This is a genomic window from Ktedonobacter racemifer DSM 44963, assembly GCF_000178855.1.
GTDB lineage: Bacteria > Chloroflexota > Ktedonobacteria > Ktedonobacterales > Ktedonobacteraceae > Ktedonobacter > Ktedonobacter racemifer.
Genome location: NZ_ADVG01000002.1, coordinates 516,324 through 535,201, shown reverse-complemented (window position 1 = coordinate 535,201; position 18,878 = coordinate 516,324). Strand labels below are relative to the sequence as shown.

The 18,878-nt window shown below is 53.4% G+C and carries 14 protein-coding genes; 6 read left to right on the top strand and 8 right to left on the bottom strand.

Features of this window, described 5'->3' with window-relative positions:
- Positions 1–45: 45 nt before the first annotated feature.
- The gene (locus KRAC_RS66155) at positions 46–987 is read left to right on the top strand and encodes a helix-turn-helix domain-containing protein (protein ID WP_007909668.1); all 942 of its coding nucleotides are present in this window, start codon (positions 46–48) and stop codon (positions 985–987) included.
- Positions 988–1,014: 27 nt separating this feature from the next.
- On the opposite strand, the gene KRAC_RS18700 is transcribed toward KRAC_RS66155, so the two are convergent.
- The 6 genes from KRAC_RS18700 to KRAC_RS18675 form a co-directional block, all read right to left on the bottom strand.
- The gene (locus KRAC_RS18700) at positions 1,015–1,827 is read right to left on the bottom strand and encodes an alpha/beta fold hydrolase (protein ID WP_007909666.1); all 813 of its coding nucleotides are present in this window, start codon (positions 1,825–1,827) and stop codon (positions 1,015–1,017) included.
- A 12-nt stretch (positions 1,828–1,839) separates the two neighbouring features.
- Positions 1,840–2,340: an SRPBCC domain-containing protein gene (locus KRAC_RS18695; RefSeq protein WP_007909664.1), complete on the bottom strand. Its 501-nt coding sequence runs from the start codon at positions 2,338–2,340 to the stop codon at positions 1,840–1,842.
- On the bottom strand, positions 2,333–2,683 hold the full coding sequence (locus KRAC_RS18690; RefSeq protein WP_007909663.1) for an ArsR/SmtB family transcription factor: 351 nt from the start codon (positions 2,681–2,683) through the stop codon (positions 2,333–2,335). The genes KRAC_RS18695 and KRAC_RS18690 overlap by 8 nt, the downstream gene beginning before the upstream one ends.
- A 64-nt stretch (positions 2,684–2,747) precedes the next feature.
- A complete protein-coding gene (locus KRAC_RS18685) occupies positions 2,748–4,196 on the bottom strand; it encodes a glycoside hydrolase family protein (protein WP_007909661.1) in 1,449 nt (482 codons plus the stop codon).
- A 142-nt stretch (positions 4,197–4,338) separates the two neighbouring features.
- The gene (locus tag KRAC_RS18680) at positions 4,339–7,476 is read right to left on the bottom strand and encodes a winged helix-turn-helix domain-containing protein (protein ID WP_007909659.1); all 3,138 of its coding nucleotides are present in this window, start codon (positions 7,474–7,476) and stop codon (positions 4,339–4,341) included.
- A 227-nt stretch (positions 7,477–7,703) separates the two neighbouring features.
- The gene (locus tag KRAC_RS18675) at positions 7,704–9,779 is read right to left on the bottom strand and encodes a glycosyl hydrolase family 28-related protein (RefSeq protein WP_007909657.1); all 2,076 of its coding nucleotides are present in this window, start codon (positions 9,777–9,779) and stop codon (positions 7,704–7,706) included.
- Positions 9,780–10,973: 1,194 nt separating this feature from the next.
- Here KRAC_RS18675 and KRAC_RS18670 point away from each other — a divergent pair.
- Positions 10,974–12,893, top strand: coding sequence for a glycoside hydrolase family 30 beta sandwich domain-containing protein (locus tag KRAC_RS18670; RefSeq protein WP_007909656.1), 1,920 nt, complete (start codon positions 10,974–10,976; stop codon positions 12,891–12,893).
- A gap of 277 nt (positions 12,894–13,170) precedes the next feature.
- Here the strand turns inward: KRAC_RS18670 and KRAC_RS18665 are convergent, their stop codons facing one another.
- Both KRAC_RS18665 and KRAC_RS76075 read right to left on the bottom strand, forming a co-directional pair.
- On the bottom strand, positions 13,171–14,955 hold the full coding sequence (locus KRAC_RS18665; RefSeq protein WP_007909646.1) for a glycoside hydrolase family 36 protein: 1,785 nt from the start codon (positions 14,953–14,955) through the stop codon (positions 13,171–13,173).
- A 213-nt stretch (positions 14,956–15,168) separates the two neighbouring features.
- Complete coding sequence (locus tag KRAC_RS76075; RefSeq protein ID WP_244422202.1) at positions 15,169–15,390, bottom strand: hypothetical protein; 222 nt, start codon at positions 15,388–15,390, stop codon at positions 15,169–15,171.
- 13 nt (positions 15,391–15,403) lie between these two features.
- Between KRAC_RS76075 and KRAC_RS66150 the strand changes: the two genes are divergently transcribed.
- The 4 genes from KRAC_RS66150 to KRAC_RS76065 all read left to right on the top strand — a co-directional run bounded on the left by KRAC_RS66150 (position 15,404) and on the right by KRAC_RS76065 (position 18,870).
- A complete protein-coding gene (locus KRAC_RS66150; protein WP_244422200.1) occupies positions 15,404–15,916 on the top strand; it encodes a hypothetical protein in 513 nt (170 codons plus the stop codon).
- A 582-nt stretch (positions 15,917–16,498) separates the two neighbouring features.
- On the top strand, positions 16,499–18,295 hold the full coding sequence (gene ltrA, locus KRAC_RS18650) for a group II intron reverse transcriptase/maturase (RefSeq protein WP_007905969.1): 1,797 nt from the start codon (positions 16,499–16,501) through the stop codon (positions 18,293–18,295).
- Positions 18,288–18,566, top strand: coding sequence for a transposase (locus KRAC_RS76070; protein WP_052568397.1), 279 nt, complete (start codon positions 18,288–18,290; stop codon positions 18,564–18,566). The genes ltrA and KRAC_RS76070 overlap by 8 nt, the downstream gene beginning before the upstream one ends.
- A complete protein-coding gene (locus tag KRAC_RS76065) occupies positions 18,511–18,870 on the top strand; it encodes a zinc ribbon domain-containing protein (protein WP_244422199.1) in 360 nt (119 codons plus the stop codon). The genes KRAC_RS76070 and KRAC_RS76065 overlap by 56 nt, the downstream gene beginning before the upstream one ends.
- Positions 18,871–18,878 lie beyond the last annotated feature (8 nt).

Sequence of the window (18,878 nt, the reverse complement as noted above, 5' to 3'; positions counted from 1 at the left end):
GCTACTTAATCGAACGTTTACAGCAAGAGGCTATTGGAGGGACCTATGGCATCTAATCATCGTTTGAGACAGGTGCGCGAACTACGAGGTTGGTCGCAGGCAAAGGTTGCTGAACAAATCGGCACAGACGCAACAACGGTGAGTCGCTGGGAACGTGGACTCTTTTCGCCCACTCCGTATTTTCGTGAGAAACTCTGCGCACTTTTCGACCAGAATGCCGAGGAGTTGGGGCTACTGGAGAGTTCGCGTCGATTATGCGAGGAAGGATGTGGTGATCTACCTCTCCAACCGCCTGGTATTCTGTCCTCACCGCACGCACATGGGGAGCGGTCGAGAGAAGAAATTTGCGAGGAGGAGGCTATTCCGCCCGTTGTGCCTTCCTGTACGTATATCGTTCACATACGTCCGGATCATAGGACGCTAGGTATTGCGCTGGCCCTGCTTGTTATCTCAGCCTTTTTTCTAGGGGGCTTTTCATTCAAAGAGATGTATCCTCTCGTTTCACCCTCATCCTCAGGCGTTCATGCTTTCTTGCCCACCCAGGAAAACGTAAGCACCAAGGGAAGGGTGCCTGATAGATCAAGTAACCGTACAATACCACTCTTGACACCTATACCGTCGCCTGCCCCATCTCCTACGCCTGCGATATCTTCTGCCTCCGTGATACCCTCATCTTCCTCTCTCGAAGTCGAGGCTGATCCCAGGAATTTAACTCCTCAGGAGTGTAGTCTGGAAACACTTGGCTACAGATGCGATGTGAAACTCTGGTTCTATACCAACGGACAGGGGGTGTCATCCTGGATCTGGAAAACCGGCCCCGCGACGCTCCCAGTGCAGTTCACCCCGCTTCAGGGAACAGGTCAGCCAGGGCAACCATGCCAGTTGACGCTCTATATCCATAGCACGCCGGGCCAGCGTGGCCAACTGACATTTACGATTACTTCCTCGGTCGGCAACGCTACCGCGATGGTAACCTGGCAGGGATAGAACGTGTGGGCTTTCCTTTTAGAAGTATCAGGCAGTGAAGAACTCGACCAGGGCGGGAACAAGGGCTTCTGCCTTGACCATGTGGGTTTGCCCTTCCAGGGTGCGGTAGTTCGCATGGGGGAGCGTCTGGGACAGCGCGTGCATTGCATGCCGCATCCATGTCGGACTCTTTCCCCCGTCCATGACCAGGATTGGAGCGTTGATGTTGGACCCTAGCGTAGGCGGCAATGGTTTGCCTGAGCCGTGAGCGACAATGATGCTGATGTCGTACGGCAAGGTATGCGCTACAGCGGTCAATTTCGACCACATCGGGAAGAGCGGCATAATGGCAAGCATAAAACCGGGCGTTCCAACCTGTTTCATGAACATTTTGACCGCTTTCGAGCGCTGGTTCTGCGCAACAGCCTCTTTGAGCCTGGCTAAGAATGCCTGCGTTACCGGTTTGCCTGTCTCATCGACAACAAATGGCGCTTCATAGAGAGCCAGTTTTGTAATCCCTGGTAGCTGATTTGCTGCTTCCATGGCAAGTGCGGCACCTGAGGATTGCCCGGCCACATACGCTGTTCCACCTACGGCCTCAATGAGGGCCGCAAGATCCTCGACTTCTCGCTCAACCGCATATGGTTGGGTATCATCGCTTTCGCCGCGCCCCCGGCGGTCATAGGTGATGACGGTGAAATGAGGAGCCAGCTTTGCCGCCAGGTCCTGGGAAGGCCCGAATTGCCGGTAGCAGAGCGCCCCATCCACCAGGATGAGAACGGGTCCTTGGCCAACTTGAGAGTACTCGACAACGGTGCCGTCTTTGGACGTAACGGTATGCTGCGCGAGGGTGGTAGTCATGGAGCTTCTCCTTTACTTCGCTTGCAATGTTTGCGCATACTCGACCAGGTAGTCCCAGGTCATGTTCATTCCTTGTAGCATTCCCATATCGAGAGCGACGTTGAGATCCGCTGCACTCTCGAACTGAACGTGCGCAGTCACTCTCGTTTTCCCACCCTCTTCGGCGAAAAGGATAGTGGTCAGATGCTCAGGAATACCCTCAATCGGGTTGGCATATTCGTCGGCAAAGGTCGAAGTGTAGACCAGTTTCTCCGGTAGTATGATTTCGCGGTACACACTGCGCGCCCAGTGCTCCTGACCCTCTGGCGAACGCATCGCGTAGTGCCAGATGCCACCCGGTTGTAGGTCGATGGTGCAGGTGGGCACGGTGTAGGGCTGAGGTGCCCACCAACGCTTGAGATGCTCTGGCTGGGTAAAGACCTGAAACACCAGTGCGCGGGGGGCAGCGAATTGCCGTTCTACAATAAATTCCTGTTCGCCAGCACGGTCACTCAGAGAATGGGAATCAAACATTGTTCTCCTCAATTCGATTGCTTGTCTGTTGCTCAGTACCCTGTATTTCCAGGAGGTAGTTGTCCAGGCGGTCGAAGCGTTCTTCCCAGAGGTGACGAAATGAGTAAAGCCAGGATTCCAGTTCCTGGAATGGCTCACGCCTCAGCCGATAAATCCGTCGATTGGCTTGCGGCTGGACCTCGACGATGCCCGCCTCGCTCAAAACCTTGAGATGCTTCGATACCTGCGGCTGCTGCAGTCCCAGCTGATCTGTGATTTCTCCTACCGTCAGAGGGCCACCACGCAACAGTTCAATAATGTGTAAGCGATTTGGCTCCGTCAGAGCAGTCCACAGTGTTTTCATACTCCAAGTATACCTCAAAAGGAATATGCTCGTCAAGCAACATTCCTTTTGAGGTATGTTGCGGCTATTGTGTGAGAAATACAGGTGTGAGTGAGATGGGGAGATGCACCTGACCAGCGCGCACTTCTGTTGGTATGTTCTGACCAAATACATCAATAGCATGAGCCTGTGGCGCAGACCATGTCCATGTAAAGGGCGTGGGGGGGGCATCTTCGCCTGAGAAGGTATCGCGCCGCTCCCAGACGACAAACAGGGGACTTCGCTCCTGCCGGTGGACTTCAAACAGGGAGAGGGTCGGGTGCTCGGGAACAGTGATTCGTTGAATGTGCTCAACGTCGTGAAGCGCATCCGTCATTCTGCGATATGCCTCTGCCGCTGGATAGGGCTGCTTGAACACCCCATCTTCATAGTGTAGCAGCTTATACTTGTCAAAGAGCAGGTGCATCAGGTTCGCTCGATCAACGTTCTCATTGGCCAGATTCCAGCAGAGCATTTTCTGGACGCCTGCTGAAAGTGCAAGCATGCAACGCGTGACGATTTCACGGCAGTTGATACGATGGCGTTTCTGTTCCAGTTCGAGGGAACAACCCTGCATAAACATCTGTGCCTGTGGCGGCAGCATTTCCCTTTGCTCATACAACTCCGCAATGGCATCTCGTTGCGTGGCCTGTGCCAGGGTCTCGCCCTGTGGGGTTTCCATCATCTTCGTGAAAATGTTTTGCAGAATGGGCAGATTCTCCACGAAATTGAAGAAACTCGGGCCGTTGTATTCACCGCAGAAGATCGGCTTCTGATACCCCAGGGCGGCCATTTTCTGCCTGACCGCATCGATGTTTGCCGTGATGGCATCGAGGTCTCCATAGAGATGGAGATCGAAAACATCGAAGTCATCAGCGCTTTCCCGTAGTAGGTAATCAAAGAAGTCTTGCTCCGCTTGCAGATCAGGATGCTGAGCGTCGGCGGATGGGTAAAATGCGTCAACGGCGCCAGCAAGGATCACCATGGCCTCTGGATCAAGCTCTTTGACGGCACGCGAGAAGACCTGGAGGTGGTTCACATAGTCTTGCGCTGTTCCTTCCCAGAGCAGAGGGTTCGTCGGCTCATTTTCGCATTGCCAGTAACGGACCCGCCCCTTGCAGTGTGAGACCAGCGTACGCACAAAATGATCATACTCCTCTGGATGACGCGACGGGGAGGGTGGCTGAAAATTGGTGGCATGCCGCGTGCCCCACGACGAACTAGATTGGAGCGTGATCCACGCTTCATCGGACGGCCCTAGTTGCTCTAGCAAGGCATCAACGGCATCCCAGACGAAGCGCCCTCGCTCAGGTTCTATCTGGTTCCAGAAAAGAAAGAGCCTGACCATGTGTGCTCCCAATTGGTGAATCTGTGGCATAAACACATCTGCCTTGATTCCCATATGACCATAGAGGGGACCTCGCACAATACCAAATGGGGAATGTTGTCTGATGGGTTCATCTCTTCCAGTTGCTCGCTCGTGAGATTGATTCATATACGCTCTTCCTTCCGTTCTTGCTTGCTACTCGCTTGCGCTTTTCTCAAGCGACTGCTGGAAGTATAGAGGACAGGCTGGTAGATCGACATCCTCCAACCGGGTGGTTTTATGGGTGTTCTAAAATCTGGAAGGTGTCTCGTTAGAGCTGTTTCAGGTGGTGTGCTGCCTCATAGGCTTGCAGGCGATTGCTGACGCCCAGCTTGCGATAGAGATGTTTGACGTGGTCCTTCACGGTATTGACCGAGATGACCAGTTCTTTGGCGATCTCCTGGTTGGTGTGCCCGGCAACCAGGAACTGCAAGACACGCTGTTCCTGCGGAGAAAGCGGCTCGAATGGCTGCTGCTCGAAGGGAGAGGGCAAGAGGGCGCCTTCCCCTCCAGAAATTGTCAGAGCGCGCAAGAGCATCTGCCCAAAGAAACGCAGCGTTTTTTCATGAATACCAGGCAGCAGTGAACGGAGCAAGCGTGCCAGGGGCGCCCCTTCGGCGAGGAAGACGCGGAGAAATCCTTCGTTGTGTGCCTGGGAGAGGGCTTGCCGGAGCCACTTCCGAGCCTCGTCTTGCTGCTTACAGGCCGTCTGCGCCAGAGTCAGAAGCACCTGGATCTCTAGTTGCCCATGTACATACCGTTTTTCCTGGGCCAGTGATAGGAGTTGCTCAAGCAGACACACCGCGGTGTTGGTCTCGCCCTCCGCAAGCTGAAGGCGTGCCTGGAGGATGTTCACCATCATGCTTTGGATAAAGGAATATGATGTCCCTGCTGTGTTTGCCAGCGTCGTTACCGTGCGTTGGGCCACGAGATGATCATCTATGGCCAGTTGGAGACGGGCCTGCAAGGCCAGGACCTCAGGGAGCAGGTCCTCTGCCTCCTGGGTCGATGTGACGTGCAGTCGCGCAAGGAGCGTGGCGAGCCGAAGCGAGGCGGCGGCCTCCTGACCGCGTGCGGCAGAAAGGAGCGCAAGGAAATACGTGATTCTCTCGTTGCCTTCCTGCCCCAGCTTTTGTGTACGCTCCAATGCTTCGCTGATTCGCTGTTCTGCGGCTTTCAGGTCGTTCCATTCAAGAGCAAGCTGCGCCAGACCGAGTAACGCCCGTACGCAGTCTTCGCTGTTCCCCTGTGAGTATCCTGAGGAGAGGGCCTCGCGGTAATACGCATGCGCTTGATGGAGTTCACCTAAGGCTGTACAGACGGCTCCCATCCTCAGGTAGATCTCGCTCAGGAACTGGCTGCTGGAGCGCTCCTGACTGATAGTAAGCGCTTCTTGAAGGAGCCGCTGTGCCTCTTCAAAGCGTCCCTGGTGTAATGCGTCTGATCCAACAATTCCCAGGCAGATGGTGCGCCACTCCCATGTGCCCGTTCGCCCAGCATCATCTGAGTCACCATCTGCGAAGAACCCCAGGGCCGTCGTGGCATGCTCCACGGCCTCCTGCTGGGAGACAGGATGAAGTGAAGCGTTGAGCGCCCGAAAGGCGAAAATCATACCAACCCAGGACTGCATTCCAAGGTAGCGCCAGGCATCCTCTGCTTTTTGGAGCAAAGCCTCGATGCGTCCCTTCTCCTTGTGGGAAGGAGGAATCTGTCCGTCCTGGAACCGGAGGGTGAGAGCGGCGTAGAGACAGAGTGCTGGATGTGCCTTCACGACTGCGTCCGGGATTTGTTCTAACCAACCTCTTAGCGTGTGTAATTCATATCGTTGGTCGCTGGCGCCAAAACGTTCGATCAGTTGTGCAGCACGTTCTGTGTCCTGGGCACAGAAAGCGGCTTCAATAGCCTCTCCAGGCCGAGCATGTTGCTCATACCAGTGACTTGCCTGCTGTGCCACGGTGTGCAACGCCTCCTCTCCCAGACGCCGCCTGGCTTCAAGGCGCATAGCTGAAGCCCACAGGGAGTGATAGCGATACCATGGTTCTGTTTCATCCAGCGCTTCCAGGAAGAGCCCGGCCCGTTCGAGTGTTTCTAGCAGCGCGGCGCTCTGCTGCCTGCCTGTGACGGCATCACAAAGAGGGCCGGTCAGGAGGGGAAGTTCGCTTGTCTGGAGCAAAAAGAGTTGAAGTGGCTCAGGTTGGGTCGTTAGGACTTCACCGACAAAGTAGTCGAGCAATTGGCGACGGTAGGAGTCGAGGTACTGCCATCCATGCAGTGTGGTGAGGTACCGTTCCACGTTCTCTGGTGTCATGTGGCCAGCCAGGCTGAGCAAGCGGAGCCCAGCCGGCCACCCTTGCAAAAGGGTCTCAAGGTGTGCGATCGTTTGCTCTGAGGGGGCGGAGCCGGTGATGTGTTGTAGAAAAGTCGCCGTTTCCAGCGTTGAGAAACGCAGGTCAGCTGGAGAAAACTCTTGCATGCTCCCTTGCGCGCGCCAGCGAGCGAGAGGGAAAGGCGGCTCGCTCCGCGTCAGGATCACCACATGCAACTGGGGCGGAAGGTGCTCAAGAAAAAAGGCCATAGCCTCGTGAAGACGAGGGTCGGTAATGACGTGATACTCATCCAGGACCAGGATGCCGGGGCCTTCCTGGGTGGAGAGATCATTGAGGACGGTGGTCAGTATGGTGCGTAGGGGGACCGAGACAAAAGGTGGTTGGAGCGTGGAGCGCAGGTGTGCAAGCGCCGTTTCCCCGATCTCCTTGTGCCATGTCTGGCAGGCAGCAATGAGAGAACACCAGAAATGAATGGGGTCATTATCGTTTTTCACGAGGGCGATCCAGGCAGTACGAGCAATGGCATGGTGTTCCTGACGCTCAGCCAACCAGGAATTGACCAGGGTCGTTTTGCCAAAACCGGCGGGTGCCCAGACGAGTGTGAGCTGATGCGAGCGCCAGGCATCGAGTTTCGCAAACAGATGCGAGCGCTCTACAAGGGCAAGCGGAAGGCGGGGAGGGTGGAATCTGGACATGAGCAGGGGAGAAAACAACGAGGGGGACGACGGTTGGGTGGAATCAGCACTGTGAGAAGAGACAGCCTGTGTGAACCGTTGCGCCACGTCTTCTAAATGCGCAGGAGAGAGATCTGTCATTCGGCCCAGGTAGCGCTTGATGGTTCTTCCCTGGCAAGAACGATAGCCATACCAGTAGGGTCCGTTCCTCTGGACACGCTCTTTGCGCACTGTATAGTGGACCCCCGATCGACTACGAAAGGCAAAGGAAGGGATGCCCTCTAACCACGCCAACCAGGCAGGACGCTCAGCGGTAAGGTCACGGAGAAGGGTGCTATTGCCATCAGAAAATTCATAGGCTTGTGCTTCCTGGGACCAATGGACAAGATACATCACTCGTTTGGGCATGAATGGCCAGTCCTTTACGCGAAAGAGTGGGGAATGTATTACCTAAAACCACCATATGTCGGAAAAGTATAGCACAGAAATCATTTTTAGGTAATAACGCAAACAGACCGAGACTGGGCTTTTCCAACGGTGGGGCAAGAGGGGGCATCCAATGGGGCAAGGTTAACCTTGCCCCACATGGGTAGCCAGAAAAATCAGAGATGACTCATAGTTCGCGATCTAACCGCTTACCAGGCGGAGGGAGGCGGAGGAGGGACGACCGGTGGCCGATCGTTACAGGTGATCGTGTTCGGCAGCTCCCACGGTGCGAGCCAGGGACCGGTGGTCCCGCCTCCGGTGTTGCCGCCGAGGTCGGTCACTTTGAACTCTGAGCCCGCCGACGTGAAGTGGAAGGAGCCGCAGTTGTTGATGCCGACGGCACCGACGTTGCGCGCGATGACGTTTTGGAATGTCGCGTTTCCGGAGGAACGCGCACTCAGCACCGACGTGCCCGTTCCATCGACGTGGATGCCCTGGAAATGGACGTTCGAGATGGAGTAGAGATCCTTCACTGGGAAGTCGGAAACCATCAGGATCGCGTTATACGTGTTCTGCAGGAAGTTGTCACCGCTCACCTCGATGTCCGCCGTGAGAGAGCCTTCGAGCGCGTAGAGCCAGATCGCTCCAAGGCCGATCTGCCAATTGAGCTCGAATGAGCCAGCCCGCACGGTCGTGTTGTTCGTGAACCGGAGGTAGCCGGCGAACGGGGTCGAGCCGAAGCGCGATCCCGCGTGGAGGCCGCTGCCCTCGCGTACAGGGTCGGCGACGATGTTGTTCGACACGGTGTTGTTGTGACCACCATAGATGGCGATTCCGTTCGCGAGCACCGGGTTCTGTACCGTGTTGTGGTCGAACACGTTGTTGGCGTCCTCGATTCCGGGCTGCCCTCCGACCGCCTGTGACCACATCGCGAGTCCGTCATCACCCGTATTGCGAATGAGCGAATTGACGACTCTCGAGTTTGTCACTCCCTGGTGGAAGTTGATGCCGTCCGCGATCTGGTCCGCGATGACTGTGTTCTTGACTTCCACGTTGTTCATCGGCCCGTCGAGCCAGATGCCAACTTTCGTGTGATGGATGTAGAGGCCATCGATCGTCGAGTCGCTCAGCGCCCCACCGATTCCGTTCACCTGATCGGTGTCGATTCGCTCTCGGACGTCGCCCTCGATTGCGAAGTTCGACAGGTGTACGTTGTGACTCCCGCCATCGGCTGCATACTTGCCGTAGAAACCGACGCCCGTGTGCACGGAGCCGTCGGGCGCCGGTGAGGTGAGCGTGACCTGATGGCCTTTGACGATCGACCACCAGCTGCCGGCACCTTCGACAGTGACATTATCGACGATGATGTGCCTGTTCACCTGGAACGTTCCGGCCGGGATATAGACCGTCTTACCTGAGGCTTTCGCCGCCTGGATCGCGCGATCGAACGCATCCGCGGAGTCGCGCATGCCGCTCGGATCGGCGCCGAAGGTAGTCACGGAAACGGAGTTCTTCGGCTGCGGCGCGGGATCGGCGATCTTCTGAAAGTCGACGAGGTCGATGACCGTCCACGCTGCGTTCGAATCGGCAGGCATGGTCAGGCGGACGACATCTCCCGCCTGGTAGGTGTTATGGAGCAGCAGGCGCTGCTCGTCGTAGAAGTGCATTGGCCTGAACGGTTTCGTTATGGTCGGTGGCGGTGTCGTAGAAGCCGGAACGCACGAGCACTCGGTGATCCACCAGTCCGGGTGTAGCAAGTCCGCATTCGGGTCGTTCGTGAACGGATATTGGTTGTAGAGCCATGAGTACTTCGAGGTCAGTGCGATCGTATGCGGATGCGTATTCTCATTGCCGTTGTGGTCCACGCTCACGGTCAACGGGGTGTTGATTCCGCCGCCGGTCGGAGCGTCGGGGATTGCGTAGCGGATAGTCACCGCGTTCGCCTGCTGCGTGAGCGTGAACGCGACGGACTGGCCAGGCGTGAGCTGTACGGCTTGCCGGCCTGATGCCTCGCTCGACAGCGTGTAAGCCGACGTGTCGAACGGGAGTATCGTCCCGTTCGTTGTGGCGTTCTCGGCCTCCTGCTGGACGATACCGAGCTGGGCGCCGCGTCCTGCAACGAGCGACGGGTCGATCGCGGCGACGGTCACGCGCGGGGAAGTTGCGGCTCTGACAGCCGCGTGGGGAAAAGGTACCACCAGACTGACTGCGCTCACCAGCATAAGCAAGGCAACAAGCCCCGCCAGTCTCATTTTTTTGCGCCTCGTGCGCACAATGTCTTGCATAAAAATATATTCCTTTCTGCTTATTCCATTAAGGCCCTGAAAGTATATCCTGCTGGGTACTGATCCTCCTTATCTATTTGCTGCAATGAAAATAATAGCGTCAGAGAATGTCAGAAGTACGCTTCTATTACTTCTTAACTGCTAATATACATGGAAATCTATGACTCAAATGCTAAGAGAATAGTAACAAACAACATGTAGTCCTTACGTCATGTCGTGGGTATTTCAGATATACCTTTCAACATGAACGGGCTCGAAAAATAGACCATGTAAGCCATACGTCTAGAAGTACAGGGAGAAAAACGAGCCGTGATATGGGTGAGTTCGCATACAATGCTGTGGCTTAAAGCGTTCCCTGGCTTCTGGCACGCCGCAAAGGCATCAGCTTCATAGCTTCAAAAGACACCTCCTCGCAGAGAGTTTCTTCGTCAAACATCGACAAAAGAATAAAAGGAGCCAGAGAAAGAGTTATTGTTCAAATGGGAGAAGACATACGAATTGCAAACGCTCCCAATACGCAGAACGGCTATCTCCTGGCAGATCTTTCAGTCAAAGAGACAACTTTAGTGCTCATGATTGTTCTGCTCTCTTTGAGAAAAAAGGGTAACGTTTACTCTTCCTTATAGAGAAAAGTAGCATAGAAAAACACCATTGTCAAGGAAAGTGGGGTTTTTCTTTTTCTGTTTTCTAAGATTGAACAGTCAGGCCTGGCTAAAATCGAATATCAGGCCAAAATACTTAATATTTTGGATCACTTTTCAGCCCATCTGGAAAAATAAACTAGGTTAACGTTTACCTAAAAACTTATAATCTCCCCTACGAGGAAACACATTTGCTTTCTGATAGGATGAAAAGCTCTGGAGTCAGAGGAAGAGAGAAGTTCTTTTTTAGCACCTTCATCCAGATTCGGTGTGATCACTATGGTATAGAGGTCTAGACATATTGACATTTTGGAAGGAGGATAGGTATATTTTGTAGAGCGCTAGTATTTTGCAGAAATGCTGATAAAGGCGCGATATGTACCTGGAAAAGACATACATGAGAAGGAGTGAATGTAACTTGATGCAACCCTTATTGGGTAGAAGGTGTCTCATGCCATTGACGGGTTAATGCTATTGAGTCATCCCGCATTATGGGGAAGGAGCCTGTTGCATTTGTTTGTGTCCGACCAACAAAAGTATCAAGGAGGATTATATGTTCTGGTCGACCTTTTTGCGCAAAGTACCTGTACAGGTGCTTCATATCAGCGTGATCTGTACTGTTGTCGTATGTAATGTCTTTGCCCTCTTCTTGAGTACGTATCAGGCGCATGCTGCTGGCGAAGCGGTCAGTGCGTGGCTCACCACCGGCGATCTGAGCACACATCTTGCGCAACAATCTAATCTCACGTTTGCCACTGGCAGCGGTTCTGGAAACGTGATCACCGTCAACGAGAACCAGACCTATCAACAAATGGATGGCTTTGGAGCCTCTTTTACTGACTCCTCCGCGTGGCTTGTCTACAACAAGATGAGCAGTAGCCAGCGCTCTGCGTTGATGAATAATCTCTTTAGTAGCAGTAGCGGCATTGGTCTGAACTTCCTCCGCCAGCCTATAGGAGCTTCAGATCTAACGCGGCCAGCTCCTGCAGTGGGTGAGTATTCGTATGATGACATGCCCAGTGGGCAGACCGATCCGACGCTGGCGCACTTCTCCATCTCCCACGATTCCGCCTACATCATTCCAGTGCTCCAACAGGCGTTGCAGATCAACCCCACTCTCAAGATTATGGGCACGCCCTGGAGCCCTCCTGGCTGGATGAAGTCGACCGGCTCGATGGAGGGTGGCACACTCAACACGAGCGCCTATAGTGCCTATGCCAACTACTTCGTCAAATACATTCAGGCATATCAGGCACAGGGACTGCCCATCTATGCCATTACACCGCAAAACGAGCCTCTCTATGTGCCCAATGGCTATCCTGGGATGTCTTTTCCGGCGAGCGATGAGACCAACTTTATCAAAAACAACCTGGGGCCAGCCTTTGCCAGTAACGGCATTACAACGAAAATCCTGGGCTACGATCACAACTGGGATCAACCAGGCTATCCTACCACCATTCTGAGTGACTCAACCGCCAACCCCTATACTGCTGGTACCGCCTGGCACTGTTATGGTGGTACCGTCGATGCGCAGACGTCGGTGCATAACTCGTTCCCCAACAAAGATACCTGGGAGACCGAATGTTCTGGTGGTTCATGGGAAAATAGCAATGGCTTCCCTAACACGATGTCACTGCTGATCGGCGTTGTGCGCAATTGGGGCAAGTCGGTTGTCCGCTGGGGCATGGTGCTTGATCCCAATGGCCAGCCTAATCTCGGCACAGGTGCGGCCTGCTCCACCTGTCGCGGCGTTGTCAGCGTGGATCAGAGCAATGGCAACGTTACGTATAACGGGGATTACTACGGTCTGGGGCAGGCCAGTAAGTTCGTCACACCTGGTGCCTACCATATTGATTCCAGCGCTGGCAGCAATGGCATTCAGAATGTCGCCTTCAAGAATCCCGATGGAACCAAAGTGCTGGTTGCCTATAACTCCGCATCCAGCAGTCAGACCTTCAATGTGCAGTGGGGTGGGGAATCGTTTGCCTATACACTGCCAGCAGGCGCGGCAGTAACCTTTAAATGGAGTGGGTCACAAACGGGTGGTGGTTCTGGAGCTCCGGTGGGTCATACCATCTGGCTCCAAACAACGAACAATACCAACTATGTGAGCGCCCGAACGGACCAAAGCAATACGCCCCTGGATGCAAACGTGACCCAGGTGCAGGCCTGGGAAGAGTTTGATGTGATTGATGCTGGCAATGGGCTCATCGCTTTGAGGGCACACGCGAATAACAACTATGTGAGTGCCCGCAAAGATCAAACCAATTCGCCGCTGGAGGCAATTGCAACCCAGGTGCAGGCCTGGGAAGAGTTCAGGTGGCTTCCACAGAGCAATGGGACGGTCGCGCTGCAAGCCATAGCCAATAACAACTATGTGAGCGCCCGAACGGACCAAACGAATACGCCCCTGGATGCAAATGTGACCCAGGTACAGGGCTGGGAGCAATTCACGTGGGGGCAGGTGTCGTAGTGAAGCAAGGTTGTGCGATTGAGTGGTGCGATGGATGTTGCGGCTAGAGACGACTCTCAGAGAACCGCTCTTTTGGTAGCACAAAAAGGACCTGGCAGAACACTTCTGCCAGGTCCTTTTTGCGCGATACTGGGTGTGTCGTGCTGTGATGCTTTTGCCTAACTGGTTGCAAGCTTGGGAAGATGTCCTTGTTGTTTTGCGAGCGAGCCTGTCCAGAAACGACGATCTTCATTGCCTTGTTATGCGCCGGGTAAGTGAATTGTTATGATAAGCCTGATTAGTCCCGTAAGTGTAAGGAGATAACACCAGCGGGTGGGATAGCGAGACGATGGATGCCGGCTGTAAGATGTAACGTTTCGGAACGTACGAGATGACCCTGGCAGTCAAAGGTTTTGACAGAGCGCCTACCTGTATCAATTGGTAGTTCAAGAAAGAGGCGTTGCTCAAGGGTGCCATTGACGATAAGCAGATGTGCAGGAACCTCGCCGATAGGTTTAAGGACTGTATCCAGGTAGGCCGCGATCACCTGTTTCGTAGGAGTAGAGGCGAGTACAACAGGGTAAGAAGATTCGGGATTGAGGGGCATCAACCTGCCATCCAGAAGCACATCGCGATGTTCACGCCAGAACGAGAGCCAGAAGCGCACAATGTTGCGGTGTGACTCAGGCAGCTGATCGAGCAAGATCGAGATTTGAGGTACCGAGAAAAGAATATTGATGAACTGTAAGGCGACCACCTCAGGAGTTTCATCTTTATGCCACATCAGCATATCGGAGTGAGCAGCCGTCGAGCCGCAGAGTAAGCGAATATCCAGAGTGCGTACACGGTTCGTCACAAACTCATAAGGGCAGTCACCGGCGCGAAACATATTGCCATATTTACGCATCAGAGGGCCAACATAGGATTGGCGGAACTCGATCAAGATATCTGGCTTGAGGGTGTGCAGGCGTGTCGTGATATCGGTAAGCAGGCGATCGACAGCTTTGTTTACTGAGCGTTCATCCTGACCTGGTTGTAAGGAAGCAGGTTCATTGTCGGAGGGGTGGAAGCTATCCACAAAGTCCAATTTAAAACCATCGAGGTCCCATTCGCGAACCGCCTGTTCGTAAAGTTGGATCAAATATTCGCGCACTTCAGGGTAGCGTGGATCGACAACACCCGTACTCATCAGGCCGGGCATGGTGTAGAGTAAGCGATCTTTAAAGCGTTCCCAGGCCTGACTATACATCCCAATAAAGGGAACCGAGTACCAGAGAATATATTTCATACCTAGCTCGTGTACGCGGTCAACATGGGCACGCATATCTGGTATTTTTTCGTGCGCCGCCTGCCAGTCGCCACAATAGGCATAGCCACGAGCATTATCCGTTGTTTGCCAGCCATCATCCACAATCACTGACTCGCAGCCAAGCGTTTTGGAGATGCGGCACTGCTCTTCAACATTTTCCGGAGTCAGGGCCTGATGAATACTATACCATGTAGAGTACATCGGTAAGCGAGCCTGTTCGGGGACGGGTTGGGGGGTGTAGCCGGGTTGTGTTGCCCACCAGTGCTGGACATCTGCGAGCGCCTCATAGTAAGGGATTGCCCGAGTATCGAAGCGTAGAGTTGCCTCATAACTGGCGAGGAAGGGAGAAGATTCTTGGAAGAGATGGAGGGCACAGTGGAGCATGCCCGTTTCCTCGTTCACACCAACGCGTACTTCAACCGTTTCCAGCGCATCAGAGAATGCAAAGGTCAGGCGATTCTCATTTTGAGCGTTCAGGAGAGAACTGACCGGCATCTGTGAAGTCACCTTTGCTTTATAGCCGCGTATCCAATCGGGTAACAGTGTTTTATTGCGGTCGCTTGCAGGGTGCCAGTGGGTATAAATATCGTGGATGGGTAGTTCCCAGCGCAGTTTGACTTGTGGCAGGTAGTTCGCGGTCTGGGAGTTTGATAGAAGGTGTAAATGAATGAGGTGCACACTCTCCGTGAGAGTGGTGGTGGTCAGGGATGCTGTAAAGTGTTCGCCGACATCCTCGATGCGGAAACGGTGGGTGTCTATGCACAATGCTGACATTGTTGAGATCTCCATTGTTCTGCTAGATGTTGTTGCGTCACCGTAGGAATTCTGGGAATATAGCTAATAATAGCATGTTTTCTCAAGAGTAATATGGGGACGAGGGGGTGTGATAAACGTTTCCAAGGAATCATTCGAGATATTGACAAATGGAGACATCTCTGGTAGAGTTTCTTTAGAAAGAATGTTCTTGTGTGAAATGCCAAGAGAGGTTCACCGACACGAAGGACGTGTTGTTGGAAAAGGAGGAGGCACCAGGGGCAGTTGGTCGAACGACATCTCATTCGTCATCAGGATGCACGCTTTGCCGTCATTGATCGAGCAGCCTTTGCCTCCAAGAACCTCTATAACCAGGCCAATTACCAGATCCGACAAGCCTTCATTCACGAGGGAACCTACCTGCCCTACGCTGCCATCTTCCATCGCTTGAAACACCACGAGGCCTATTGTGCCCTGCCTCGCAAAGTCAGTAATGCCATCCTCATTCAGCTTCACGACAATTGGGTCAGCTTTTTTGCGCGTGATGGAAGCCTACCGCCAAGACCCCACTCCCTTTACGGGACGCCCCAAGATCCCTGGCTATCAAGACAAGACCAAGGGACGCTTCCTGCTCATCTACGAGAAAAAAGCCCTGGGCAAGAGGGCATTCAAGCGCACGGGCAAGCTCGTCCCATCAGGATTGCCCATCGAGATCGCGACTCAGATCACCTGGGAAGCCATCCGGCAGGTTCGCATCGTTCCACGCGCTGATGGCTACATGCTGGAGGTCGTCTATGAGCAGGAGATCCAACCGGCTGCGGTCAACCCACAGCTTCGGGCAGCCGTGGATGTGGGTGTCAATGTGCTCGCAGCCATCACCAGCGACAAACCTGGTTTTGTGCCTCGTCTGGTGAGTGGCAAACCCCTCAAAAGCCTCAATCAGTGCTACGTGCGATCCGTTCAGCCGAAACTTGCTGGATAAGTAAGGGGAAGGCTGGCAAGACATTGATCAATGTCTTGATAACTGATTATCTGACGTGAGGTGCAATTCCTCACCTGTGAAGTGAGCACGGAAAGACGATGCCCTACGGTAGCGACTGGTCCTCAATCCGTAAAGCGGGTATCCAGGAGAGGAAACTGCTAGTCTGAAGCAGACCCATCTCCGAGTCAGGCGGCTATGGTTAGCAGTTCATTCAACAGAATGAATAACGCGAATGTGCAACGGAACCATCGTTAGGTTGAACAAGTCAAACAGGCTGATAGACTTGACCAAAAGGTAAGGTACCAATCTGCGAAACAATGGAGAAAGTGAAAGGGTAGTGTAGTGATACCCTGCCTCACTCACTAGCGTACCCGGTGGATAGCACAAACCTACGGCAGCGCAAAACAGATAATCGGAACGGAGTAACTCGAAGGTACGCTCTCATTGGAGGTCGATACGATGAGCAGGAAACCATCCGCAAGCTGCCTCCGAGAAGGATTGCCTAAAAAGCCAATGCCTGGGGTAATGCCCAGGATATGCTGACGTAGGCACGGTAACATGGAATGAAGAGAAACGAGTAGTATGGTGAAAACGAAGGCACCCAAGATCAAGCTACCACCTGACCCTGAGAGTGAAAGTTGGAACAAGCTGCCCTGGCGCAAGCTCGAGCAGCATGTTTACCGCCTACAAAAGCGCATCTTCAAAGCCGAGAGCCGTGGCAACACAAGAGCAGTCCACAAACTACAGAAACTTCTGATGAAATCCAGAGCGACAAGGCTTTTAGCGGTTCGACGAGTGACCCAAGACAACCAGGGAAAACGCACAGCAGGCATTGACGGAGTAAAATCAGTCAAACCGGCCCAGCGTTTCACTCTGGCTGAACAAATCCACCCCAAGCAATGGTCTCAATACAAACCCCAACCAGTGCGAAGGATCTATATTCCCAAGCCTGGAAAGGATGAGAAAAGACCCTTGGGGATTCCCATCATGCGAGATCGCTCGCACCAGTGCCTCGTAAAGTTCGCTTTAGAGCCACAATGGGAAGCCAAATTTGAACCCAATAGCTTTGGTTTCCGCCCTGGACGTTCCTGTCATGATGCAATTCAAACCATTCACACCAATATCTGCACACAGGCAAAGTATGTCCTGGATGCCGATATTAAAGGAGCATTTGATCATATTGATCATCAGGCACTTCTCGCCAAACTCGACACCTATCCCGCAGTAAGGCTGCTTGTGAAAGCTTGGCTCAAAGCGGGAATCATTGATAATGGCATATTTGACGAGACCCGGAAAGGAACCCCGCAGGGGGGAGTCATCTCACCATTACTTATGAATATCGCGCTTCATGGTATGGAAACGGACTTGATAGCGGCCTACCGGTGGAAGGAGGGACGACCCAAATTTGTCCGCTACGCCGATGATCTGGTGGTTTTCCATCCCAAGCTCGAAGGCGTCGAAAAAGCAAAAGAAATCCTTTCGGAATGGTTACAGCGCATTGGACTAGAACTCAAGCCGAGCAAGACACGGATCACGCACACCTTGATGGAATATCAGGGAAAAACGGGATTTGATTTCCTTGGTTTCACCATACGCCAGTATCCGATGGGGAAAACACACACCGGAAAGCGGCCTAATGGTCAACCACTTGGCTTCAAGACACTCATCAGACCCAGTAAGGAAGCGATTGCGCACCATGTGAAAGAAACGCATCGTCTGGTAGCAGAGCACCGGAGCATGAAACAGGAAAAGCTCATTAAAGAGTTGAACCCGGTCATTTACGGATGGGCAAACTACTACCGAAGCATCTGTGCAAGAAGGGCATTCAAGCACTGCGACATGGTACTTTTTCGACAACTGGAAAGATGGGCGAATCGCAGGCACCCAAACAAAAATCGACACTGGATTATGCAAAAGTATTGGAAAGTGGATGAAGGAAAGGGATGGATCTTCCGAACCCCCGACCTACAACTACGAAACCACCAACAAACATACATCCGGCGTCATGTAAAAGTGAAAGGAACTGCCAGCCCATATGACGGAAATCTTCTTTACTGGAGCCAGCGACTCAAGAAACACCCGCTTCTTAACGGAGTTAAAGCAAAACTTTTACAGAAGCAAGAGGGAAAATGCCGTTGGTGTGGACTGTACTTCAAAGATGAAGACCTCATAGAGATCGATCACATTACCCCGAAAAGTGAAGGAGGCGGAGAGGAATTGAGCAACAAGTTCGCTCTCCATCGTCATTGCCACGACGAGCGCCACTCGAAAAAGGCCAACGGTACCTACGACAAAGGCCATGTTACTGAGGAGCCGTGTGACGGGAAACTGTCAAGCACGGTTTTGAAGACGAGTAGGAGTGGTGACACTCATGCTTAGTTTTAACAACAAACAGCGCGCCAGGCAGCAGCAACGCCTCGCGCATGAGAACCGATACACCTCGCGCCACCTGGATCGTGTGACGACGAAGCGCAATCGTCGTGTGGATGCGTATTTACACATGGCCAGCCGTCGCATCATTGATCTGTTGGTGAGCGAAGGCATCGGAACGCTGGTGATTGGCAAGAATCCCTTCTGGAAAACAGAATGTGAGTATGGGACGCAGGACCAATCAGCAGTTTGTGCAGCTTCCCCATGCCCGTTTCATTGAGCAGTTAACCTACAAAGCGCACCTGGTTGGAATCAGGGTCATCCTTCAGGAAGAAAGCTACACCAGCAAGGCCAGTTTTCTGGACGGTGACCCCATCCCAACGTATGAAGCCAACACGGCTGAGAAGCCAGTGTTCTCAGGCAAGCGTGTGGCTCGCAGTTGGTATCGTGCCAGGGATGGACGCCTCATTCATGCCGATATCAACGGATCGTACAACATCTTACGCAAAAGTAACTCCGACCCTTTGCAAGTGGGGCGAGGAGTAGCGGGAGCCGCAGTTCTCCCCAGACGGCTGGCCGTCTGAACGGATGA

Coding starts and splice junctions, on each gene's coding strand:
- KRAC_RS18670 (WP_007909656.1), top strand. CDS start 10,974: ATGTTCTGGTCGACCTTTTTGCGCAAAGTACCTGTACAGGTGCTTCAT.
- KRAC_RS76065 (WP_244422199.1), top strand. CDS start 18,511: ATGGGACGCAGGACCAATCAGCAGTTTGTGCAGCTTCCCCATGCCCGT.
- KRAC_RS66155 (WP_007909668.1), top strand. CDS start 46: ATGGCATCTAATCATCGTTTGAGACAGGTGCGCGAACTACGAGGTTGG.
- ltrA (WP_007905969.1), top strand. CDS start 16,499: ATGGTGAAAACGAAGGCACCCAAGATCAAGCTACCACCTGACCCTGAG.
- KRAC_RS18690 (WP_007909663.1), bottom strand. CDS start 2,683: ATGAAAACACTGTGGACTGCTCTGACGGAGCCAAATCGCTTACACATT.
- KRAC_RS18685 (WP_007909661.1), bottom strand. CDS start 4,196: ATGAATCAATCTCACGAGCGAGCAACTGGAAGAGATGAACCCATCAGA.
- KRAC_RS18665 (WP_007909646.1), bottom strand. CDS start 14,955: ATGTCAGCATTGTGCATAGACACCCACCGTTTCCGCATCGAGGATGTC.
- KRAC_RS18675 (WP_007909657.1), bottom strand. CDS start 9,779: ATGCAAGACATTGTGCGCACGAGGCGCAAAAAAATGAGACTGGCGGGG.
- KRAC_RS18695 (WP_007909664.1), bottom strand. CDS start 2,340: ATGTTTGATTCCCATTCTCTGAGTGACCGTGCTGGCGAACAGGAATTT.
- KRAC_RS18680 (WP_007909659.1), bottom strand. CDS start 7,476: ATGCCCAAACGAGTGATGTATCTTGTCCATTGGTCCCAGGAAGCACAA.
- KRAC_RS18700 (WP_007909666.1), bottom strand. CDS start 1,827: ATGACTACCACCCTCGCGCAGCATACCGTTACGTCCAAAGACGGCACC.
- KRAC_RS76070 (WP_052568397.1), top strand. CDS start 18,288: ATGCTTAGTTTTAACAACAAACAGCGCGCCAGGCAGCAGCAACGCCTC.